The organism is Mycobacterium tilburgii, from assembly GCF_902168065.1.
Classification (GTDB): domain Bacteria; phylum Actinomycetota; class Actinomycetes; order Mycobacteriales; family Mycobacteriaceae; genus Mycobacterium; species Mycobacterium tilburgii.
On sequence record NZ_LR655701.1, the window covers coordinates 47,441 to 67,967 of the forward strand.

Annotated in this window: 12 protein-coding genes, 1 tRNA gene and 5 pseudogenes; 9 read left to right on the forward strand and 9 right to left on the reverse strand. The window is 66.8% G+C overall.

Going from position 1 to position 20,527, the window contains the following annotated elements; all coding sequences use genetic code 11:
- Nucleotides 1-30: 30 nt before the first annotated feature.
- Nucleotides 31-519: an inorganic diphosphatase gene (locus FQ389_RS07570; RefSeq protein WP_144206561.1), complete on the forward strand. Its 489-nt coding sequence runs from the start codon at nt 31-33 to the stop codon at nt 517-519.
- Nucleotides 520-569: 50 nt separating this feature from the next.
- Here FQ389_RS07570 and FQ389_RS07575 read toward each other — a convergent pair.
- Nucleotides 570-1,487, reverse strand: a pseudogene (locus FQ389_RS07575) (DUF475 domain-containing protein).
- Between the two features lie 311 nt (nt 1,488-1,798).
- On the opposite strand from FQ389_RS07575, the gene FQ389_RS07580 reads away from it, so the two are divergent.
- From FQ389_RS07580 to FQ389_RS07590, 3 genes are read left to right on the forward strand one after another with little or no spacing between them, the layout of a single operon-like run.
- The gene (locus FQ389_RS07580; RefSeq protein WP_144206563.1) at nt 1,799-3,097 is read left to right on the forward strand and encodes a hypothetical protein; all 1,299 of its coding nucleotides are present in this window, start codon (nt 1,799-1,801) and stop codon (nt 3,095-3,097) included.
- A 14-nt stretch (nt 3,098-3,111) separates the two neighbouring features.
- On the forward strand, nt 3,112-3,813 hold the full coding sequence (locus tag FQ389_RS07585) for a glycosyltransferase family 2 protein (RefSeq protein WP_407662803.1): 702 nt from the start codon (nt 3,112-3,114) through the stop codon (nt 3,811-3,813).
- Between the two features lie 13 nt (nt 3,814-3,826).
- Entirely contained in the window at nt 3,827-4,168 is a 342-nt protein-coding gene (locus FQ389_RS07590) for a DUF2304 domain-containing protein (RefSeq protein WP_144206564.1), read from the forward strand.
- Here the strand turns inward: FQ389_RS07590 and FQ389_RS07595 are convergent.
- Complete coding sequence (locus FQ389_RS07595) at nt 4,165-5,109, reverse strand: NAD-dependent epimerase/dehydratase family protein (RefSeq protein WP_144206567.1); 945 nt, start codon at nt 5,107-5,109, stop codon at nt 4,165-4,167. The two genes, FQ389_RS07590 and FQ389_RS07595, sit on opposite strands and share 4 nt — an antisense overlap.
- 33 nt (nt 5,110-5,142) lie before the next feature.
- On the opposite strand from FQ389_RS07595, the gene FQ389_RS07600 reads away from it, so the two are divergent.
- Nucleotides 5,143-6,933, forward strand: coding sequence for a hypothetical protein (locus FQ389_RS07600; RefSeq protein ID WP_144206569.1), 1,791 nt, complete (start codon nt 5,143-5,145; stop codon nt 6,931-6,933).
- Nucleotides 6,934-7,100: 167 nt separating this feature from the next.
- On the opposite strand, the gene FQ389_RS07605 is transcribed toward FQ389_RS07600, so the two are convergent.
- The 3 genes from FQ389_RS07605 to FQ389_RS07615 form a co-directional block, all read right to left on the reverse strand.
- Complete coding sequence (locus tag FQ389_RS07605; RefSeq protein ID WP_144206571.1) at nt 7,101-7,307, reverse strand: hypothetical protein; 207 nt, start codon at nt 7,305-7,307, stop codon at nt 7,101-7,103.
- A 122-nt stretch (nt 7,308-7,429) separates the two neighbouring features.
- Nucleotides 7,430-7,505, reverse strand: a tRNA-Thr gene (locus FQ389_RS07610).
- Between the two features lie 70 nt (nt 7,506-7,575).
- Complete coding sequence (locus FQ389_RS07615) at nt 7,576-8,793, reverse strand: DNA polymerase III subunit delta' (protein ID WP_144206573.1); 1,218 nt, start codon at nt 8,791-8,793, stop codon at nt 7,576-7,578.
- Nucleotides 8,794-8,903: 110 nt separating this feature from the next.
- Between FQ389_RS07615 and FQ389_RS07620 the strand changes: the two genes are divergently transcribed.
- Nucleotides 8,904-10,568: an adenylate/guanylate cyclase domain-containing protein gene (locus FQ389_RS07620; RefSeq protein ID WP_144206575.1), complete on the forward strand. Its 1,665-nt coding sequence runs from the start codon at nt 8,904-8,906 to the stop codon at nt 10,566-10,568.
- Nucleotides 10,569-10,578: 10 nt separating this feature from the next.
- Here FQ389_RS07620 and topA read toward each other — a convergent pair whose 3' ends face one another.
- The 3 genes and pseudogenes from topA to cspA all read right to left on the reverse strand — a co-directional run bounded on the left by topA (nt 10,579) and on the right by cspA (nt 14,518).
- Nucleotides 10,579-13,392, reverse strand: coding sequence for a type I DNA topoisomerase (gene topA, locus FQ389_RS07625; RefSeq protein ID WP_144206577.1), 2,814 nt, complete (start codon nt 13,390-13,392; stop codon nt 10,579-10,581).
- Nucleotides 13,393-13,594: 202 nt separating this feature from the next.
- Nucleotides 13,595-14,148, reverse strand: a pseudogene (locus FQ389_RS07630) (hypothetical protein).
- Between the two features lie 166 nt (nt 14,149-14,314).
- Nucleotides 14,315-14,518 (reverse strand): cold shock protein CspA, encoded by a 204-nt coding sequence (gene cspA, locus FQ389_RS07635; RefSeq protein WP_144206579.1) that lies wholly within the window; start codon nt 14,516-14,518, stop codon nt 14,315-14,317.
- A gap of 245 nt (nt 14,519-14,763) precedes the next feature.
- Between cspA and FQ389_RS07640 the strand changes: the two are divergent.
- Nucleotides 14,764-17,096 (forward strand): annotated as a pseudogene (locus FQ389_RS07640) (DEAD/DEAH box helicase).
- Nucleotides 17,097-17,386: 290 nt separating this feature from the next.
- Nucleotides 17,387-18,160, forward strand: a pseudogene (locus FQ389_RS19440) (PAS domain-containing protein); the annotation flags it as partial.
- A gap of 5 nt (nt 18,161-18,165) precedes the next feature.
- Here FQ389_RS19440 and ssd read toward each other — a convergent pair.
- Nucleotides 18,166-18,745 (reverse strand): annotated as a pseudogene (ssd, locus tag FQ389_RS19445) (septum site-determining protein Ssd); the annotation flags it as partial.
- Nucleotides 18,746-19,144: 399 nt separating this feature from the next.
- Here ssd and FQ389_RS07650 point away from each other — a divergent pair.
- Nucleotides 19,145-20,002, forward strand: coding sequence for an HAD-IB family hydrolase (locus FQ389_RS07650; protein ID WP_144206581.1), 858 nt, complete (start codon nt 19,145-19,147; stop codon nt 20,000-20,002).
- Nucleotides 20,003-20,527 lie beyond the last annotated feature (525 nt).

A 20,527-nucleotide genomic window follows, 5' to 3' on the forward strand; every position in this document is an offset into this window, starting at 1 on the left:
CGACCGACTTTCTTTTAAGGAGCCGAGACAGTGCAATTCGACGTGGTCATCGAGATCCCGAAAGGCCAACGGAACAAGTACGAAGTCGATCATGAGACCGGGCGGGTGAAGCTGGACCGCTACCTCTACACCTCGATGGCCTACCCCACCGACTACGGCTTCATCGAGAACAGCCTCGGTGAAGACGGCGACCCGCTGGACGTGCTGCTACTGTTGCCGGAGTCGGTGTTCCCGGGTGTGCTCGTCGAGGCGCGGCCGGTGGGCATGTTCAAAATGGTCGACGAGGCCGGTAGCGACGACAAGGTGCTGTGTGTGCCGGCCGGCGATCACCGGTGGGACTACATCCAGGACATCGGCGACGTGCCAGCGTACGAGTTGGACGTCATCAAGCATTTCTTCTCGCAATACAAGGCGCTCGAGCCGGGCAAGTACGTCAAGGCGGCGAACTGGGCAGGCCGGACCGAGGCCGAGGCGGAGGTGGAACGCTCCTTCGCGCGGTTCAAAGAGGTCGGGCACTAACCGCCCGCGCTCTTTGAACCACGCACCGAACCGACCGCGGCTCGCGCGGGTCAGCCGATTTTAGCGGTGCACCGGCTGCGCAGCACGCTCCAGCCCAGCGCCGCACTGACGAAAACGACGCCCATCGAGGCGGTGACGACTTGGTGGATCCGGTACCGCTCGTCGATGGACAGCAGCATGATCACCGACAACGCGCCGATCGCCCAGTGCGCGGTGTTCCAGGTACACGAAGCGGTCCAGCGTCTGCTGCTGGACTAGAGTAGATGGTGATCGAGCGAACGAACATCGAACCGATCAGCCCGAGAACCAGGGCAATAGATGATCGGGTCCGACGTAATCGCGAACGCACCGGTGACCCCGTCGAACGAGAAGGCCGCGTCGAGCACCTCCAGGTAAACGAACAGCGTCAACCCGGCGCGGCCCGTCGCCAAAACCAGTGCGTCCGAAAGGTTTCAGTGTCGGCGGGGTCAACGTGGATGCCCGCGGACCGGAACGCGTGGCTCAGGCTGTTGACAATCAGGTAGCTCACCAGGCCCAGCAGCCCGGCCGTCAACACCGTCGTGCAACTCGTCGCCGGAGCGGGTCAACTGCGCGCCGACCAGGACCAGCGCGACCGTGGCGACCACCACCGACACCTGGTCGAGACGTCCGACCCACGCGAGCGGGACCTCAATCCACTCGATGTCTCGGTCCTTGAAGATGAAATCCAGAAACAGCATCAGCACGAACAGGCCGCCGAATGCGGCGACCTGCGGGTGCGCGGCCGTGACCAGCTTCTCGTAGCTCGGCGACCCGTAGGAGAATTCCAGGGCGCCGTACGAGGGAGGAGCGGACGCCAGCTGCAGCGCGCGGACCGGGTCGACTCCCGCGGTCGCCCACACGATGAGCAAGGGAAACAGCAGCCGCATGCCGAAGACGGCGACCAGGATCCCGATGGTCAAAAACATCTGCCGCCAGAACGGGCTCATCCGCTTGAGCACAGCCGCGTTGATCACCGCGTTGTCGAAGGACAGCGACACCTGCACGCCGAGGGCGATCAACAGGTACAAGGCGTCGAACCCGCCGTGGACGAACCCCAGTACCAGGGCCGCCACGGTGACTATCAGCGAAATCCCTAAAAGATGCGAGCGGCGGCGCTGGATCCTTCCTGACAGCCGCCCACACTATGGCGAAGCTGGTCGTGACCGCCAGCCCTACCGTCGCGCACTTATTATTTTTATTTTCAGATTGTGGCGATGACGGCGGTGGGTGAGGATGATCGGCCGAAAGCGCCGCCTCGATGACCGAAGTCGGCGGCGCGGCGGCGCCCCTGGGTGCTGCCCCGGCCGGGGGACCGTCCCAGGGACCGATCGCGCGCGGCAGCGTGGCCCGGGTCGGTATCGCGACCGCGCTCACCGCGGCCTGCGGCTACGCCGTGATCTACTTGGCGGCTCGGGACCTGGCGCCGAGTGGCTTCTCGGTGTTCGGTGTGTTCTGGGGCGCGTTCAGCCTGGCCACCGGTGCCGCGTTCGGTCTGCTGCAGGAGACCACCCGGGAGGTCCGCGCCAACCGCTCCCCGGAGGCGGCGCCGTTTACCGGCGAACCGCGCAACCATCCGCTGCGGGTGGCGGCGCTGGTCGGCGTCGCCGCGGCCGTCGTGATCACGGGCACCTCGCCGCTGTGGAGCGGGCGGGTTTTCATCGAACAGCGGTGGCTGTCGGTGGCCCTGCTGGCGGTCGGGCTGGCCGGTTTTTGTGTGCACGCCACCCTGCTGGGCATGCTGGCCGGCACCGATCGGTGGACGCAGTACGGCGCGTTGATGGTGACCGACGCGGTCATGCGGGTGGCGATCGCGACCACGACGTTCGTCCTCGCCTGGGGCTTGACCGGGTACCTATGGGCCACCGTGGCCGGCGTGGTGGCCTGGCTGATCATCCTGCTGGCCGCGCCCGGTGCCCGCGCCGCGGCCCGGATGCTCACGCCGGGCGACACCGTGACATTCCTGCGGGGCACCGCGCATTCGATCACCGCGGCCGGGGCCAGCGCGATCCTGGTGATGGGATTCCCCGTGCTGCTCAAGTTGACGTCGAATGAGCTTGGGGCACAAGGCGGTGTGATCATCCTGGCGGTGACGCTGACCCGGGCGCCGCTGCTGGTGCCGTTGACGGCCATGCAGGGCAACCTGATCGCGCATTTCGTCGACGAAGGTCGCAACCGGCTGCGGGCGCTGTTGGCGCCGACGGTGCTCATAGGTGGCACCGGCGCGGTGGGAGTGGTGGCCGCCGGGCTGGTCGGACCGTGGCTGCTGCGGGTCGCCTTCGGCTCTCAATACGACGTCAGCAGCGAGCTGCTGGCATGGCTGACCGGAGCGGCGGTGACGATCGCGATGCTGACCCTCGCCGGCGCCGCGGCGGTCGCGGCCGCGCTGCACCGGGCGTACGCGCTCGGCTGGGTGGGCGCGACCGTCGTGTCGGGGCTGTTGCTGCTGCTGCCGCTGCCGCTGCAGACCCGCACCGTGGTCGCGCTGTGCTGTGGTCCGCTGGTCGGAATCGCAGTACACCTGATCGCGCTGGCGCGTGCCGAGCGCCTAACCGGCTGATCCTGGCTAACCTGGTGAACATCGAAACGCATTACCCCGGCGTATGGATCGTCATTCCCGCCTTCAACGAAGCCACGGTCATCGGCGAGGTGATCGCCGATGTGCGGTCGGTGTTCGACAACGTCGTGTGCGTCGACGACGGCAGCACCGACGAGACCGGCGAATTGGCCCGCCGGGCCGGAGCCCATCTGGTGTGTCACCCGGTCAACCTCGGCCAGGGAGCGGCCATTCAAACCGGGGTCGAGTACGCCCGCAACCAGCCCGGCGCGCAGCTCTTCGCGACGTTCGACGCCGACGGGCAACACCGCGTCAAGGATGTGGCGACCATGATCGACCGGCTCGCCACCGAGGACGTCGACATCATCATCGGGACGAGGTTCGGCGGCCAGGACACCAGCCGCCCGCCGTTGCTCAAGCGGCTCGTGCTGCAGACCGCCGCGCGGCTGAGCCAGCGCGGACGCCGGCTGGGCCTGACCGACACCAACAACGGGCTGCGGGTGTTCAACAAGAGGGTGGCCGACGGGCTGGACATCACCATGAGCGGCATGAGCCACGCCAACGAGATCATCATGCTCATCGCCGAAAACCGTTGGCGGGTCGCCGAACAACCCGTCGAAGTGCTGTACACCAAATACTCACGGTCCAAAGGCCAGCCGTTGCTCAACGGCGTCAACATCATTTTCGACGGCTTCTTGCGCGGCAGGCTCCCGAGATGAGAAGGACTCGACGATGAACTGGATCCAGGTACTGCTGATCGGCTCGATCGTGGCGCTGCTGGTGTATCTGCTGCGGTCCCGCCGAAGCTCACGGTCCAAGGCGTGGGTCAAGGTCGGCTACGTCTTGTTCGTGTGCGCCGGCATCTACGCCGTGCTGCGCCCGGACGACACCACCGTGATCGCGAACTGGTTCGGCGTGCGCCGCGGCACCGACCTGATGCTTTACGCGCTGGTGATGGCGTTCAGTTTCACCACGCTGAGCACCTACATGCGGTTCAAGGACCTGGAGTTGCGCTACGCGCGGCTGGCCCGGGCGGTGGCGCTGGAAGGCTCGCAGCTTCCCAACCCGCGCTAGCCAACCTGCGCCTTGCAAAAGTATTCGACGGTGCGGCGCACGCCCTCTTCCAGCTGAACACGCGGAAGCCAGCCCAAAACCTTTGCGGCGGAACTGATGTCGAGACAGGAGCGCCTCAGGTCGCCGAGCCGATCCGGATGGAATTCCGGGTCGTCCGACCCGCCGACGGCCTTGACCACCGCCGTGTGCAGCTGGCGGTCGGAGGTTTCGATCCCGGTGCCGACGTTGAAACGCTGCCCGCCGCCCACCTCCCCGGCGGCCCTGACGAACGCGTCCACCACGTCGTCGACGAACACGTAGTCGCGGGTCTTGCTGCCGTCGCCAAACACCTTGGTGGGCTTCCCCGACAGCAGCGCCTGCGCGAAGATGGCCACCACGCCGGCCTCGCCGTGCGGATCCTGCCGGGGGCCGTAGACGTTGGCCGGCGCGATGTGCGAGCACTCCAGACCGTACAGGTTCCGGAAGGTGTTCAAGTAGATCTCGCCGGCGACCTTGCCCGCGGCGTACGGCGACGCAGGATCGGTGGGGACGGTCTCGGGCGTGGGGTACCGCGCCGGGGTGCCGTAGATCGACCCCCCGGACGAGGTGTGCACGATTTTGCGGACGCCCGCGCGGCGCGCGGCTTCGGCCAGCCGGATCGTGCCGATCACGTTGACCGACGCGTCGAACTGCGGATCCGCCACCGAACGCCGGACGTCGATCTGGGCCGCAAGGTGGAACACCACCTCGGGCCGATACTCCTCGAGGATCGCAACCAGGTCCGCGGTGACGATATCGGCCTCGACGAAGTCGTGGGCGATATCGTCGGCCAGATGCTCGAGGTTCGTCGCCTTGCCCGTCGCGAAGTTGTCCAGGCTGACGACCGAATGACCGTCCGTTAGCAGGCGGTCGACCAGCGTGGACCCGATGAATCCGGCTGCTCCGGTAACCAGTGCGCGCACCGGGCCCACCATACCGACCGGTAAGAAATAACCATGCCCACCGTCTGGACCCGGATCCCACCGGTCGCCCTCGCGGCGGCCGCGCTGATCGCGGTGCAGCTGTTGATTCGGGCGGTGCTGGCGTTCGGCGGCTACTTCTACTGGGACGACCTGATCCTGATCGGCAAGGCCGGATCCGAGGGTTTGCTGGCGCTGTCGTATCTGTTCGACGATCACGACGGCCACGTGATGCCGGCGGCCTTCCTGCTCGCCTGCGTGCTGAGCCGGCTGGCCCCGCTGGACTGGACCGGACCCGCGATCAGCCTGGTGGTGCTGCAGCTGCTCGCGTCGGCGGCGCTGCTGCGCGCGTTGTACGTGATCCTCGGCTGGCGGCGGGTGCTGCTGATCCCGTTGACGTTCGCACTGTTCACCCCGTTGGGGGTGCCCGGGTTCGCCTGGTGGGCGGCGGCGCTGAACTCTCTGCCGATGCAGGCGGCGCTGGCCTGGGTGTGCGCCGACGCGGTGCTGCTGGCGTGGACCGGCAACCAACGCTACGCACTCACCGGCACGCTGGTCTACTTGGGCGGGTTGCTGTTCTTCGAAAAGGCGGCGGTGATCCCGTTCGTCGCGTTCGCGGTGGTGGCGTTGCTTTTCCACGTGGGCGGCGAACGCTCGGCGTTGCCGGCGGCCTGGCGTGGCGGCGTGCGGTTGTGGACCGCATCGCTGATATTGACGCTTCTCTGGGTGGCGCTGTACCTGGCCGTGGTCAACCAGCGACGGTGGAGTTCCGATCTGGCGATGACGGCGGATCTGCTGGCCCGCTCCATCACCCACGGCATCGTGCCGGGACTGGTGGGTGGGCCGTGGCATTGGGACCGCTGGGCCCCGGCCTCGCCGTGGGCCACTCCCCCGCCGGCGGTGATGGTGCTGGGCTGGCTGGCGCTCGCCGGCGTGCTGGTGCTCTCCCTGGTCCGCAAACAGCGGGTCGGCGCGGTCTGGCTGACGGCCGCCGGTTATGCGGTGGCCTGTCAGGTGCCGATCTATTTGATGCGCTCGTCGAAGCTGACCGCGCTGGAACTCGCCCAAACCCTGCGCTACCTGCCGGATCTCGTCGTCGTGCTGGCGCTATTGGCGGCCGTGGGCCTGGGTGCGCCCAACAGGCCGGCGGCCGCGCCTTGGCTGGACGCCTCGGGGAGGCGCGCGGCGGTCACGGCCGGGCCTGCCGCGTTGTTCGTGGCCAGCAGCCTGTACTCGACCGCGACGTTCCTGACGAGTTGGCGAGACAATCCTACCCAGGCGTATCTGCGCAATGCGCAAGCGAGTTTGACTGCCGCGCATAAAGATTCGACCGCACCACTGCTGGATCAAGAGGTCGATCCGCTGATCCTGCAGCGTGTGGTCTACCCGGAGAATCTGGCCAGCCACATGTTCGCCCTGCTTTCGGATCGACCGGAGTTCGCAACGGCGACAACACAATTGCGTATGTTAGACAGTTCCGGCCGGCTGATCCCGGCCCGGGTCACCTGGGTTAGGACCATCAAACCGGGCCCGATGCCACAGTGCGGGTATTTCGCCCAGCCCGACCGACCGGCCCGCATGGTGCTAGACGGGCCGCTGCTGCCGGCCGACTGGACGGTCGAACTGAATTACCTGGCCAACAGCGAGGGTTCGATGACGGTGTTGCTGCCGGAGGGCCCGGCCGTCAAGGTCCCGGTGCATCCCGGGCTCAACCGCGTCTTCGCCCGGCTGCCGGGGGCCGGCGACGCGATCACTGTCCGGGCCGACACCACAGCGCTGGCACTGTGCATTGCGTCCGGCCCCGTCGGGTTCCTGGCTCCGGCCTAGCTCGGCCCACCCTCGACGGTATCCGACGACTGGTCGTCCTCGTCGGTGTTCTCGGTGGCCTGCGGGGGCTGTTCGTCGCCTTCGGTCGGCGGCTGTTCGGCAGTGGTCATCGATGTCGCCTACCCCGGCCCGCAGAACAGGAAACCGCACCGCGGGCAGCCGCGTGATCAGAAAGCGTCCGGCCCGCGTACCGGGACCGGGGCACGCTTGGGCTCGTGCTCGACCTTGCGGTACGCCCACCACGGCGCGATCATGGTCGCGGTCGCCATCGCAAGAGCCGACAGCACGAGCGCGTCGCCGAAGGCGAACATCAAGAAGATGCCCGCGGCGATCCAGATTGCCTCGCCGATCGGGTAGTGGATTCGCGTGTTCATGTAAGCCTCACTCGGTGTCGAGTCACCTTGCCGATGATGCCGACTGCAACGCGAGAGGGCCGAAACACTGCCCGAAAGCGGGCCAACGGTGACCGAACTCACCGAGAGTTCGCAGGAAACATTGGAGCCGCCTGGGGGGATCGAACCCCCGACCTATTCATTACGAGTGAATCGCTCTACCGACTGAGCTAAGGCGGCATACCCTCGCGCCGGGCGGCACGAGTCTACGGCAGCCGCGCGCGCACCCAACTTCACCGGCTGCCCGGCGTCAATCCCGCAGTTCCTGCCCGATGGCGGCCACCATCGCGTCGACGGCGAACTTGGGCTTGACGTTGACCGCCAACGCCTCGCGGCACTCCAGCACCGCTTCGATGCACCGCAACAGCCGCTCCGGCGCGGCGTGCGCGGCCAGCGCGGCCGCCCGCTCGGCCATGTCCGGATGGTTGGCCCGCACCCCGCCGGCATGCGCCGACACCACCAAGGCGTCCCGGAAATACGTCGCCAGGTCGATCAGCGCCCGGTCCAGCGCATCGCGGGACGCGCGGGTCTGTCGGGACTTCTGCCGTCGCTCCAAATCCTTGATCGCGCCCGTGGCACCGCGCATCGCACCCGCGGTGCCCTTGCCGGTGCCCCTGGCCCCCAACGCCGTCCGCAGTTCTTCGGTCTCGGCCTCGGCCCGGTCGACGGTCAAAACGACGGCCTCGGTTTCGGCCGCGGCCACCAACTCCTCGGCGGCGGCGTAGGCCCGCAACGGGGTCGCCGCGTCGCGCACCAGTCCCAGCGCCCGCTCGCGCCGCTCCCGGGCCTCCGCATCGGTCGCCAGCCGCCGCGCCCGCCCGACATGGCCGCCGCTGACCGACGCCGCCCAGGCGGCCGTGTCGGCGGGTAGGCCGTCACTGTCGATCAGCACCCGCGCGATCGACTCGGCCGACGGCGTCACCAGTGCGACGTGCCGGCACCGAGACCGCAGCGTGACCGCGATGTCCTCGGGGTCCACCGACGGAGCGCACAACAAGAACACCGTCGACGGCGGCGGCTCCTCGACCACCTTCAGCAACGCGTTGGCGGCGTTCTCGGTTAGCCGGTCGGCATCTTCGATAACCACGATCTGCCAATGCCCGGTGGTCGGTCGGCGCGACGCGATCTGCACGATGCCGCGCATCTCGTCCACGCCGATGGACAGTCCCTCCGGGATCACCCGGCGCACGTCGGCGTGGGTGCCGGCCATCGTCGTCGAGCACGCCCGACACCGGCCGCACCCGGGCCCGCCGTCTTCGGCGGCAGCGGTGCATTCCAGCGCCGCGGCAAAGCACAGCGCCGCGATCGAGCGGCCCGACCCGGGGGGACCGGTGATGAGCCACGCGTGTGTCATAGTCCCGCGATCCGCGTCACTGTGAGACGTATCACGGCGGGCCGCATTCGCCGCCGCGAGCAGCTCCGCTTCCACAGCTTCCTGGCCTACCAGCCGCGTAAACAAACCGGACATCATCCGCAACACTAGTGAGACGGACCGACGGCGATCGTGCGGATACCGGATCGCGACATTTCCGTGATCTTTCTCGATGTTTCGTTAGCATCGGGTGACTTGCCCACGCAATTTTGGGTTACCGACAAGTCGCCACCGACCGATACGGTGGGTTGGTGGCAACGTCGGGTGCACTACAGGGGCGAATCAGCGCATTCATCCGCTGGGTGGTGCGCACGCCGTGGCCGCTGTTCTCGCTGAGCATGCTGCAGGCCGACGTCATCGGCGCGCTCTTCGTGCTCGGCTTCCTGCGCTACGGTCTCCCCCCCGAGGACCGTATTCGACTGCAGGATCTGCCGACTCTCAACTTGGCGATCTTCGCGAGCACTCTGGTCGTGTTGTTCCTTGTCGGTGTCGTGGTCAACCTCAAGCTGCTGATGCCGGTCTTCCGCTGGCAGCGCCGCGACAACATGCTCGCGGAGACCGATCCGACGGCCACCGAGCTGGCCCGCAGCCGCGCCCTGCGCATGCCTTACTACCGCACCCTGAGCACCGTCGTGTACTGGTGCATCGGCGGCGTGGTGTTCGTCATCGCCAGCTGGTCGGTGGCCAAGTTCGCGGCGCCCGTCGTCGCGGTGGCCACCGCGCTGGGAGCGGCGGCCACCGCGATCATCGGCTACCTGCAATCCGAACGGGTGTTGCGGCCGGTGGCGGTGGCGGCCCTGCGCAGCGGCGTGCCGGAGAACGTCAAGGCGCCGGGCGTCATCCTGCGCCAGATTCTGACCTGGATGCTTTCCACCGCGGTGCCGCTGCTGGCCATCGTGCTCGCGGTGGTGGCCGACAAGGTTTCGCTGCTGCACGCGCCGCCGAAGAGTCTGTTCAACCCGATCCTGCTGCTGGCCATGACCGCACTAGGTGTGGGGCTGATCAGCACCCTGCTGGTGGCCATGTCGATCGCCGACCCGCTGCGGCAGCTGCGCTGGGCGCTGTCGGAGGTCCAGCGCGGCAACTACAAAGCGCACATGCAGATCTACGACGCCAGCGAATTGGGCCTGCTGCAAGCAGGATTCAACGACATGGTCCGCGACCTGTCCGAGCGGCAACGGCTGCGCGACCTGTTCGGCCGCTACGTCGGCGAGGACGTGGCGCGCCGGGCGCTGGAGCGCGGCACCGAGCTGGGCGGCCAAGAGCGCGACGTCGCGGTGCTCTTCGTCGACCTGGTCGGCTCCACCCAGCTGGCCGCGACCCGCCCGCCGGCCGAGGTGGTCCACCTGCTCAACGAGTTCTTCCGGGTGGTCGTCGACACCGTCGGCCGCCACGGCGGCTTCGTCAACAAGTTCCAGGGGGACGCCGCGCTGGCGATCTTCGGCGCGCCCATCGAGCACCCGGACGCCTCCGGCGGTGCGCTGGCCGCGGCCCGCGAGCTGCACGACGAACTCCTGCCGGTGATCGGCAGTGCCGAATTCGGCATCGGGGTGTCCGCGGGCCGGGCCATCGCCGGCCTCATCGGCGCGCAGGCGCGCTTCGAGTACACCGTGATCGGCGACCCGGTCAACGAGGCGGCGCGGTTGACCGAGCTGGCCAAGCTGGAGCCGGGCCACGTGCTGGCGTCGGCGATCGCGGTCAGCGGCGCGCTGGACGCCGAGGCGCTGTGCTGGGATGTGGGCGAGGTCGTCGAACTACGCGGCCGCACCGCGCCTACCCAGCTGTCGCGACCGCTGAATCTCGCTGCGCCCGAAACGGTTTCGAAACAGCAGGACTATGCCGACGAGCAACTCTCCAGCGAGATAATCTGACCGGGTGCGACTAGTTGCGCTTGGCGGCCTTCTTCGCCGGAGCCTTGCGGGTCGACTTCTTCACGGTCCGCTTGACCGGCCCCCGGACCCGCCGGTCGGCCAGCAGCTCGGCCCCGCGCTCGTCGGTGATCGTGGCGACGTCGTCGCCCTTCCGCAAGCTCGCGTTGGTCTCGCCGTCGGTGACATACGGCCCAAATCGACCGTCCTTGACCACCATTGGCTTCCCCGACACCGGGTCGGTGCCCAGCTCGCGCAGCGGCAGAGCTGCCGCGCTCTGCCTGCCGCGGCGTTTCGGCTCGGCGTAGATCTTCAGCGCCTCGTCGAGCGTGATCGTGAACATCTGCTCTTCGGTCGTCAGTGAGCGAGAATCGGTGCCGCGCTTCAGGTATGGGCCGTAGCGCCCATTCTGCGCGGTGATCTCCTCACCGGTGGCCGGGTCAACACCGACCACCCGGGGCAGCGACAGTAGCTTGAGCGCATCCTCGAGCGTGACGGTCTGCAGGTCCATCGTGCGCAGCAACGAGCCGGTGCGGGGTTTGGGACCGGTGGGCTTCTTGCCCTTCTTCGCCGGGGCGGCATCTCCTCCGTCGGGGCCGTCCTCCGCCAGCGGCTCGGGCAGCACCTCGGTCACGTACGGCCCGTATCGCCCGTCCTTGGCGACGATTTCGTGGCCGGTCTCGGGATCCACCCCCAGCGAGCGCCCCTCCTGCGGTGTGGTGAAAAGTTCTTCGGCCACCTCCAGCGTCAGCTCGTCGGGAGTCAGGGAATCGTTGAGATTGGCCCGCTGCGGCTTGGGTTCGAAGTCCTCACCGACGCTAGTGCGCTCCAAGTATGGGCCGTTCTTGCCGACCCGAACATAGACCGGACGGCCCTGCTCATCGTCAAACAGCTTGATGGAGTTTACTTCTCGGGCATCAATTCCCTCGAGGTTCACGCCAACGAGCTTCTTCAGGCCCCCGGAGCGGGCCACCGAATCGGCCACGCCGTGGTCGCCGCCGAAGTAAAAGTTGTTGAGCCAGTTGGTCCGTCGTTCGTTGCCGGCCGCGATCGCGTCGAGCTCGTCTTCCATCGCGGCGGTGAAGTCGTAGTCGACCAGCCGGCCGAAATGCTGCTCCAGCAAACCGGTTACGGCGAATGCGACCCAGGACGGCACCAGAGCGCTGCCCTTCTTGTGCACATAGCCGCGGTCCTGGATGGTCTTGATGATCGACGAGTACGTGGACGGCCGGCCGATACCCAGCTCCTCGAGCACCTTGACCAGTGAGGCTTCGGTGTAGCGGGCCGGCGGGTTGGTCGAGTGTCCGTCCGGGGTCAGCTCGAGGACGTCCAGCCACTGGCCCTGCGTCAGGTGCGGCAACCGGCTTTCGGCGTCGTCGGCCTCGCCGCCGGTCAGTTCGTCCACCGTCTCGACGTACGCCTTGAGGAAACCGGCGAAGGTGACGGTGCGCCCGCTGGCCGAGAACACCACGTCGCGAGTGGTGTCGCCCTCCCGCGATTGACCGTTGATCCGCAGGCTGAGCGTGGTTCCCTGGGAGTCGGCCATCTGCGAGGCCACTGTGCGCTGCCAGATCAGCTCGTAGAGCCGGAATTCGTCGCCGTCGAGTTCGCGGCGCACCGCGTCGGGAGTAGCGAAGGTCTCGCCTGCCGGCCGGATCGCCTCGTGGGCCTCCTGGGCGTTCTTGACCTTGCGGGTGTACTGGCGCGGTGACGGCGACACGTACTCGTCGCCGTAGAGCTGGCGGGCCTGGGTGCGGGCGGCGTTGATCGCCGACTGCGACAGCGTCGTCGAGTCGGTACGCATGTAGGTGATGTAGCCGTTTTCGTAGAGCCGCTGGGCGATGCTCATCGTCCGCTCGGACGAGAAACGCAGCTTGCGGCCAGCCTCCTGCTGCAGCGTCGACGTCATGAACGGCGCGTATGGGCGGCGGGTATGGGGCTTCTCCTCGACCGAGGCCACAGACAGCTGGGCCCCGCGCAATCCGGCGGCCAACCCGGTCACCCGCGCCTCGTCGAGCACGACGACCTCATCCGATTTGCGCAGCTGCCCTAGGGAGTCGAATTCACGGCCGGTCGCGACCCGCAGGCCGTCGACCGAGGTCAGCCGCGCGGCGAAGGTGGGCGGCGCCACCTTCGGGTCGGACACGCTGGCGTCCAGCTGGGCAACGATGTCCCAGTACGACGCGCTGCGGAACGCCATCCGGTCGCGTTCCCGCTGCACGATGATGCGGGTGGCCACCGACTGCACCCGTCCCGCCGACAGCTTGGGCGCGACCTTTTTCCACAGCACCGGACTGACCTCGTAGCCGTACAGCCGGTCCAGGATGCGGCGGGTCTCCTGCGCGTCGACCAGGTCGATGTCGAGGTCACGGGGGTTTTGCGCGGCCTCGAGGATGGCGGGCTCGGTGATCTCGTGGAACACCATCCGCTTGACCGGGATGCGCGGCTTCAGCGTTTCCATCAAGTGCCAGGCGATGGCCTCGCCTTCCCGGTCACCATCCGTGGCCAGATAGAGCTCGTCGACGTCTTTGAGCAGGCCTTTCAGCTCGCTGACGGTGCTCTTCTTTTCCGGGCTGATGATGTAGAGCGGTTCGAAATCGTGGTCGACATTCACGCCGAGCCGGGCCCAGGGCTCCGACTTGTACTTGGCGGGCACATCGGCGGCGGCTCGCGGCAGGTCACGGATGTGGCCGCGGGAGGATTCGACGATGTAAGTGGAGCCCAGGTAGCCCGCAAGTTTGCGCGCTTTCGTAGGCGACTCGACGATGACAAGTCGCCTACGGCTGCCATTGCCGCTGTTTTCGCGGCCTAAAGTCGGGTCAGCCACCTACGGTTACGCTCCATATCTTCTCCTGGTCCCCGTTCGAGACTGCCCTGCAGGGACGAATGACAGGGACACGCCTGAAATTCCGCTGAAATCCTGAAATTCCGCTGAAATTCAGATACGCCAACGTTCCGTCCCCTGTGGGCACCTGACAATTTCGCACCCTGAGGCGGGCGGACGCAAACCGACTCCCCGAACAACCTGGTTAAACTCGGGGCCATTGCGCCACCACTTCGGCGCCCTCGGGAGGTTCCCCGACGTTCTCTACCAGCCTCGATAGCCTGCGCCTACCGCTGATCCGCAGGGCCGGACGGCCGCCGCGGGTGCCGACGCCAGCGGCGAAGGCGTGTCGGGGGTGTGCGGGTCCAGTCTGAGCTGATAGTGATCGCCTTCCGGGGTGCCCGCCGCGATGGTCCACGCTCGTAGCTCGCGAGAGTCGGGCAGCCAGCGCGGCGGCACCGTTTTGACCGCGCCGCAGATCCATTCGACGGCGATCGCGGTCAGTGACGGGTCGATCGCCGTCCGCACCAGCGGCGTGTCCTCATCGGTACGGCTAATCTCCGGGACCAGGCCGGCCTGTTCGATCATCTCGGCCAAGGCCGCGGCGCGCCACGGCTGGTCCACCACCACCGAAAGCCGGGCTCCGCGGGATTCCGGCCCATCGACCGTCACGATCTGGCCCGATGCCGCCAGCACCCCGCACAGGTCGGCGACCGCGGGGGGCACCGCCTCTGCTGTGAAGAAGGAAAGCTGGCTCACCTCACCGACAGTAAGCCAGGAGGGGCGATCCGCGCCGCCAGGTTTTCAGCGCGGCGGCCGCCAGGCGCGGCGGCCCGGGTTGCACACCCGTGCAATAGATAGTGAAAACCCCGGCGAAATCCGCTGGGTGGATTGCACGGGGGGTTTTCGTCAGAATCTGCTCGATTTAGACGGAGCGGACTCCGGTGGCCTGGGGGCCCTTAGGGCTGTGGCCGATCTCAAACTCGACCTTCTGGTTTTCTTCAAGGGTGCGGAATCCCGAACCCTGGATCCCCGTGTAGTGGACAAAAACATCCGCGGAACCATCCTCGGGGGCGATAAAACCGAAACCCTTCTCCGCGTTGAACCACTTCACAGTTCCCTGTGGCATTCTCGATCTTTCCTTTTCTTCAAGGTTCGGAGCACCGCTTTTCGGTGCCCCGGGCCCGTTGTCACCGCTTACCTCGCGGAGTCGTCGGAACGTCACCCGAACGCTAACCTCGCAGGAACCGCGGGTCGCAACGTCGATCCTGCGAAGTTTGACACGAACACAGAAGCTACGACCGCAATCAGTCAACCATGTTCAACGTCTTGGCGACAGAGTTGCGACGCGGACGGATTTTTGGAGGGTACGAGGTGCCGAATTTCGGCAGCGATCTGCTCGCCGTCGCTCTGGCCGGCGCCGCACCGGACGAAAAACCGGTGCGCCACGTCGCGGAGTTGCCGGCGCGCAGCGGACGGCCCCATCCGTGGCCGGGTTGGACCGATCCCGACGTCGTCGCCGCCTTCACCGAGCGCGGGATCCGCGAGCCGTGGTCACACCAGGCCCGGGCGGCCGAGTTGGCCTATGCGGGTCGTCATGTCGTGGTCAGTACGGGTACCGCGTCGGGCAAGTCGCTGGCCTATCAACTCCCCGTACTCAACGCGTTGGCGACGGATCCGTTGGCCCGGGTGCTGTATCTGTCGCCGACGAAAGCCCTGGGTTACGACCAGTTACGCGCCGCGCACGCGCTGACGTTGGCGGTGCCGCGGCTGAATCAGCCCGGTTTCGTGGCGGCCCCCACCGCCTACGACGGCGACAGTCCGGCCGAGGTTTGTCGTTTCGCGCGGGAGCGTTCACGCTGGCTGTTCTCCAACCCCGACATGATCCATTTGTCCATTCTGCGAAATCATCCGCGGTGGGCCGTGCTGCTGCGCGGACTGCGGTTCGTGATCGTCGACGAATGCCATTACTACCGCGGGGTTTTTGGCTCCAACGTGGCGATGGTGCTGCGCCGCCTGTTGCGGTTGTGCGCGCGCTATGCCGCCGAGCCGGGACGACCGCCGACGGTGATCTTCGCCAGTGCGACTACGGATTCACCGGGCGCGACGGCCTCGGAACTCATCGGCCTACCCGTCGAGGAGGTCGTCGAGGACGGCTCATCGCAGGGTGCGCGCACCGTGGCGCTGTGGGAGCCCGCGCTGCGTACTGATGTCACCGGCGAACACGGCGCCCCGGTGCGCCGCTCCGCCGGCGAGGAGGCCGCGCGGGTGATGGCCGACCTGGTCGCGGAGGGCGCGCAGACCCTGACCTTCGTGCGGTCCCGGCGTGCCGCCGAGTTGACCACGCTGGGCGCCCGGGCCCGGCTGGACGACGTCGCACCGGAGCTGTCGCACACGGTGGCGTCATACCGGGCCGGTTATCTGGCCGAGGACCGCAACGAGCTGGAGCGCGCGCTGGCCGAGGGGAATTTGCGCGGGCTGGCCACCACGAACGCGCTCGAGCTCGGGGGTGGACATCGCCGGCTTGGACGCGGTGGTGCTGGCCGGTTTTCCCGGGACGGTGGCGTCGTTCTGGCAGCAGGCCGGCCGCTCGGGCCGCCTCTGCCAGAGTGCGTTGGTGGTGCTGATCGCCCGCGACGACCCACTGGACCCTATCTGGTGTGCACAATCCGGCCGCGCTGCTGGACAAACCGGTTGAGCGGGTGGTGATCGATCCCACCAATCCTTACCTACTTGGTCGCCAACTGCTTTGTGCTGCAACATAATTGCCGATCGAAGATGCCGAGGTCCGCGATTTCGGTGCCACCGAAGTGGCGTAAGGACTCGTCGACGACGGGCTGCTGCGCCGGCACAGCGGAAAGTATTTTCCGGCGCCCGGGCTGGAACCGCATGGCGCGGTGGACATCCGCGGCGCGGCGGGTGGCCAGATCGTGATCGTCGAGGCCGACACCGGGCGCCTGCTGGGCAGTACCGGGGTGGGTCAAGCCCCGGCGTCGATCCATCCCGGCGCGGTGTACCTACACCAAGGTGATAGTTATGTCGTTGATTCCCTGGACCTCGAGGACGCGATCGCGTTCGTGCACGCCCGAGGATCCCGGATACGCCACCTTCGCCCGCGAGATCGTCGACATTCAGGTCACTGGGAGGGGTGAGCGACAGACGTACGGTCCTGTGACGTTGGGCCGTGGTGCCGGTCCGAGTCACCCACCAGGTTGTGGGGTACCTGCGCCGGCATTTATCCGGCGAGGTCATCGACTTCATCGAGCTGGACATGCCGGAACAGGTGCTCCGACACCACCGCCGTCATGTACATGATCACGCCGGAGGCGTTGGCGAGCAATGGAATCGATGCGCCACGAATTCCGGGTTCGTTGCATGCCGCCGAGCATGCCGCGATCGAGCTGCTGCCGTTGGTGGCCAGCTGCGATCGTGGCGACATCGGCGGCCTGTCCACCGCGGTCGGGCCGCTGGGCGAGCCGAGCGTTTTCGTCTATGACGGGTGTCCAGGCGGGGCGGGATTCGCCGAACGGGGCTTCCAACGGGCCCGGACCTGGCTGAGCGCAACTGCGGCGGCCATCGAGGCGTGTGAATGCCCGATGGGGTGCCCGTCGTGCGTGCAATCCCCGAAGTGCGGCAACGGCAACGATCCGCTGGACAAGGCGGGAGCGGTGATGGTGCTGCGACTTGTGCTTGCGGAGTTGCTGTAGCGATCGCGCTGAGCTCTCCATGGACGGCGACCGACCCCTCGACGGTCGACCTCCATGGTCTGCAAACAACAGCCGCCGAGTGCGGTCCCTCGTGGTGGAAGAAACGCCAACGTACTATCTCAAAGCGAGATCAACGGCCGGAGTGGTGAACCTACCAAGGCGGTGATCCTGTTTGCAAACTTATGAGTAACTTGGCGGCCGTGAATGCGATTTGCCGTTATACGAACGACGTTTGCTGGCACAACGAGTACCCGCCCGGGGCACACCGGTAGTCCACCTCGCACACTAAAATTGACGTCACGCCCCACGACTGGTTGCTCGTGGAGACACTGGGGGACGAACCCGTCGTAGTCGCACAAGGGCGTCAGCTCAAGAACCTTGTCCCGATCACAAACCTTACCTTCGCCGCAGTTCGCACCGCAATCGCGGAGTCGATACGCACCGAGCAGGGACTGACCACCATCACACCCAAGCGTGACCGGGTGATTCGCACCGAAGCGGTGGTGATGTCCGACGGTTGCATCCACGGCGTGCAGGTGTGGACCGGGCCGGCCGACATCGAACCGCCCGAGCGGCCCACCGCGGGACCGCTGAAATGGGATCTGGCAATGGTCGTAGCCACCGATACCCGGGAGTCGTTAACGATTAGCGGAAAATCCGGACGTCGAGGTGACGTTCGGGCCGGGCGTTTGCCGAGGACCTGCCGACGCGGGAACTCAATCCGAACGAAACCAAGGTGCTGGCCATGGCGGTCAAGGCGGAGCCCGGTCTAACCCTCTGAAGCACTTGGGATCTCACGGATTGGCAGGGGCAGCAGATCCGGATCGGATTTGTGGGGCGCAGTGCGATGGAACCCAGCCCCGATGGCCGGGAACATCTGATCGCACGGGCGATGAACTGGCGCGCCGAGCTCAAGGTCCCGGCTGTGTCACCGATGACCTGGCCCTGCGAATCCTCAACGGTTTGCGGCAGGCTGACGTTCACCGTGCGCTCGTCGACCTGAACAACTGACCTTGTTGAGATGGTTCGACGAGCCGTGCACCTTCTACGACTGGCGCGGCGCCGGCAAGGACAGCAGACTGACGCCGCACAGTCGCGGCAGCGCGTCGGGCACGGTCGACCAGTTGAGGCGTCCGCCTTGCAGGCCAGGTCGGGCCAGCGCACTCCCGGTGTCGCCTCGGCGCCGAACAGCAAATCGACGCCGCCGCGCCATGGATCAAGATCGACCAGCAACGCGTTGGCCACGGTTCGCGCCAAGGCGGCCGCGAGCAACGAGACGCCGGCGCCGCCACACCCCCGATCACCACGAGGACCCCGCCGTGCGATCGGTCGTCTCGCACCGATTCGGCCGCTTCGGCGAGTCCGCGGATCAGGTCGTGTTCGTCTCCGGGCAGCGTCAGCACCTCCTGGGCGCCGACCGCGACCGCCGCGGCCCAGGCGGACGACACCGGTTCGGCGGCGCTCAACACCGTGACGTCCGGCCGGCGCGGCAAACCGGCGCGACCGCGTGCGGCGGCCGCCTCGTCGAGCACCACCGCGGCGGTCGCCGACCAGGTTTTCCGCCCGATCGACGAGGCGGCGGCGTGTACCACTCGCACGCCGACCGTGGTGGTCACCCGGTCCAGTTCACCGTGCGGGCAACACAAGATGGGACACCAGTCCCAAACCGGGATTTGTAGAGAGACGCAGGTGTGCACAAAGGCGTCGCGAAGATGTTTGCCCAGGCTACGACACTGTGCCCGCAACGCGGTAGAGGCGGCGCCCATGATTCCGAAATGCCGGAAAAATACCCCAGAAAAGGGACGGCCCCCGCCAGGGGAGGAGGCGGAGGTCGTCGTGAATCAGCCCCGGGGGTAGGGTTGATACACCCTCGGCTTAGACCGAGTAATGCTTACTATACACACGACAGTGCGGATTGACGCAATAGCGGTTTTCCCGGACGGCGGTTTTCGCCGCAAAAAACCGTTAGCTTTGCCTGTTCACACTGCTCAGCGGGCTGCGCCGACAATCGCCCGGATCACGGGACCGGGTCCGCCTATGCTGAGGTCGTGACCGTCTCCGACCCGGATGCACCCCAGCAAACCTCGGACCAGGCCGCACCGCCCGGCTCCCCACACGCCCGCACCGCAGCCTTCTTCGACCTGGACAAGACGATCATCGCCAAGTCTAGCACCCTGGCGGTCAGCAAACCTTTCTTCAATCAAGGACTGCCGAACCGACGCGCCGTGCTGAAGTCCAGCTACGCCCAATTCATCTTCCTGCTGTCCGGTGCCGATTATGATCAGATGGACCGCATGCGCACCCACCTGGCCAACATGTGCACCGGCTGGGACGTTGCTCAGGTCAAGTCGATCGTCAACGAAACGCTGCACGACATCGTGACGCCGCTGGTGTTCGCCGAAGCCACGGACCTGATCGCGGGGCACAAACTGTGCGGCCGCGACGTGGTGGTGGTCTCCGCATCCGGCGAGGAGATCGTGGCCCCGATCGCCCGCGCGCTCGGCGCCACGCACGCGATGGCGACACGGATGGTCGTCGAGGACGGCAAGTACACCGGCGAAGTCGCGTTCTACTGCTACGGCGAAGGCAAGGTGCAAGCCATCCGCGAGCTGGCCGCGCGCGAAGGCTATCCGTTGGAACACTGCTACGCCTACTCCGACTCGATCACCGACCTGCCGATGCTCGAGGCCGTCGGGCACCCGAGCGTGGTCAACCCCGATCGTGCGCTGCGCAAGGAAGCCACCGAACGCGGTTGGCCCGTGCTGAGTTTCTCCCGGCCGGTGTCCCTGCGGGACCGGATCCCGGCGCCCTCGGGTGCCGCCATCGCCACCACGGCCGCCGTGAGCATCACGGCGCTGGCGGCCGGCGCGGTCACCTATTCGCTGTTGCGCCGCTTCGCGTTGTAGCGTCGCGCGCCGCGCCGAACGGCCGCCCTGGCAAACACCCCATCGCCTGTACATTCGCAATGTTCACAGAATTGGCCCTTGCTGCGCTAAGGGGCTAGTAGTACAAAGGAACCACGGGAACCCGGCGAGGCCAAGGTCGATCCGAAAGAGAAGGTTCGGCCTGCTGACTCGGGCGCCCAGCACGGCACCCGGCAACCACGCGGAGTCATAGCCGCGATAATGGCAGAAGTGTTGCGGGCCTGCGTAATTGCGAAAAGCAGGTAGAGCTTGGACAGTCCTTTGGGTGGGGTTGGAGCTTGAAGCATCGCAAGATCGCCGAGGCCACCCACGCAGCCCAGAAATGCACGCATGGTAACCGGGTTCCGTGCTAGCGGGCGGCGGACCGAGCAATTCGGAACGTCGCCCGTTCCGTGTGTCCGGACCCATTTTCGGCCGCGCTATTTTTCCCCGGCAAAGAATCGGCGATCGACAACGCCTCCTGCGCGCCGGCCTGCAGCGCCCGACAACCGCCCGACAACACAGAAC

Excerpts from the sequence above, each read along its gene's own strand:
- FQ389_RS07590 (WP_144206564.1), top strand. The coding sequence starts at position 3,827 with ATGAACTGGATCCAGGTACTGCTGATCGGCTCGATCGTGGCGCTGCTG.
- FQ389_RS07605 (WP_144206571.1), bottom strand. The coding sequence starts at position 7,307 with ATGAACACGCGAATCCACTACCCGATCGGCGAGGCAATCTGGATCGCC.
- FQ389_RS07580 (WP_144206563.1), top strand. The coding sequence starts at position 1,799 with ATGACCGAAGTCGGCGGCGCGGCGGCGCCCCTGGGTGCTGCCCCGGCC.
- FQ389_RS07600 (WP_144206569.1), top strand. The coding sequence starts at position 5,143 with ATGCCCACCGTCTGGACCCGGATCCCACCGGTCGCCCTCGCGGCGGCC.
- cspA (WP_144206579.1), bottom strand. The coding sequence starts at position 14,518 with ATGCCACAGGGAACTGTGAAGTGGTTCAACGCGGAGAAGGGTTTCGGT.
- FQ389_RS07615 (WP_144206573.1), bottom strand. The coding sequence starts at position 8,793 with ATGTCCGGTTTGTTTACGCGGCTGGTAGGCCAGGAAGCTGTGGAAGCG.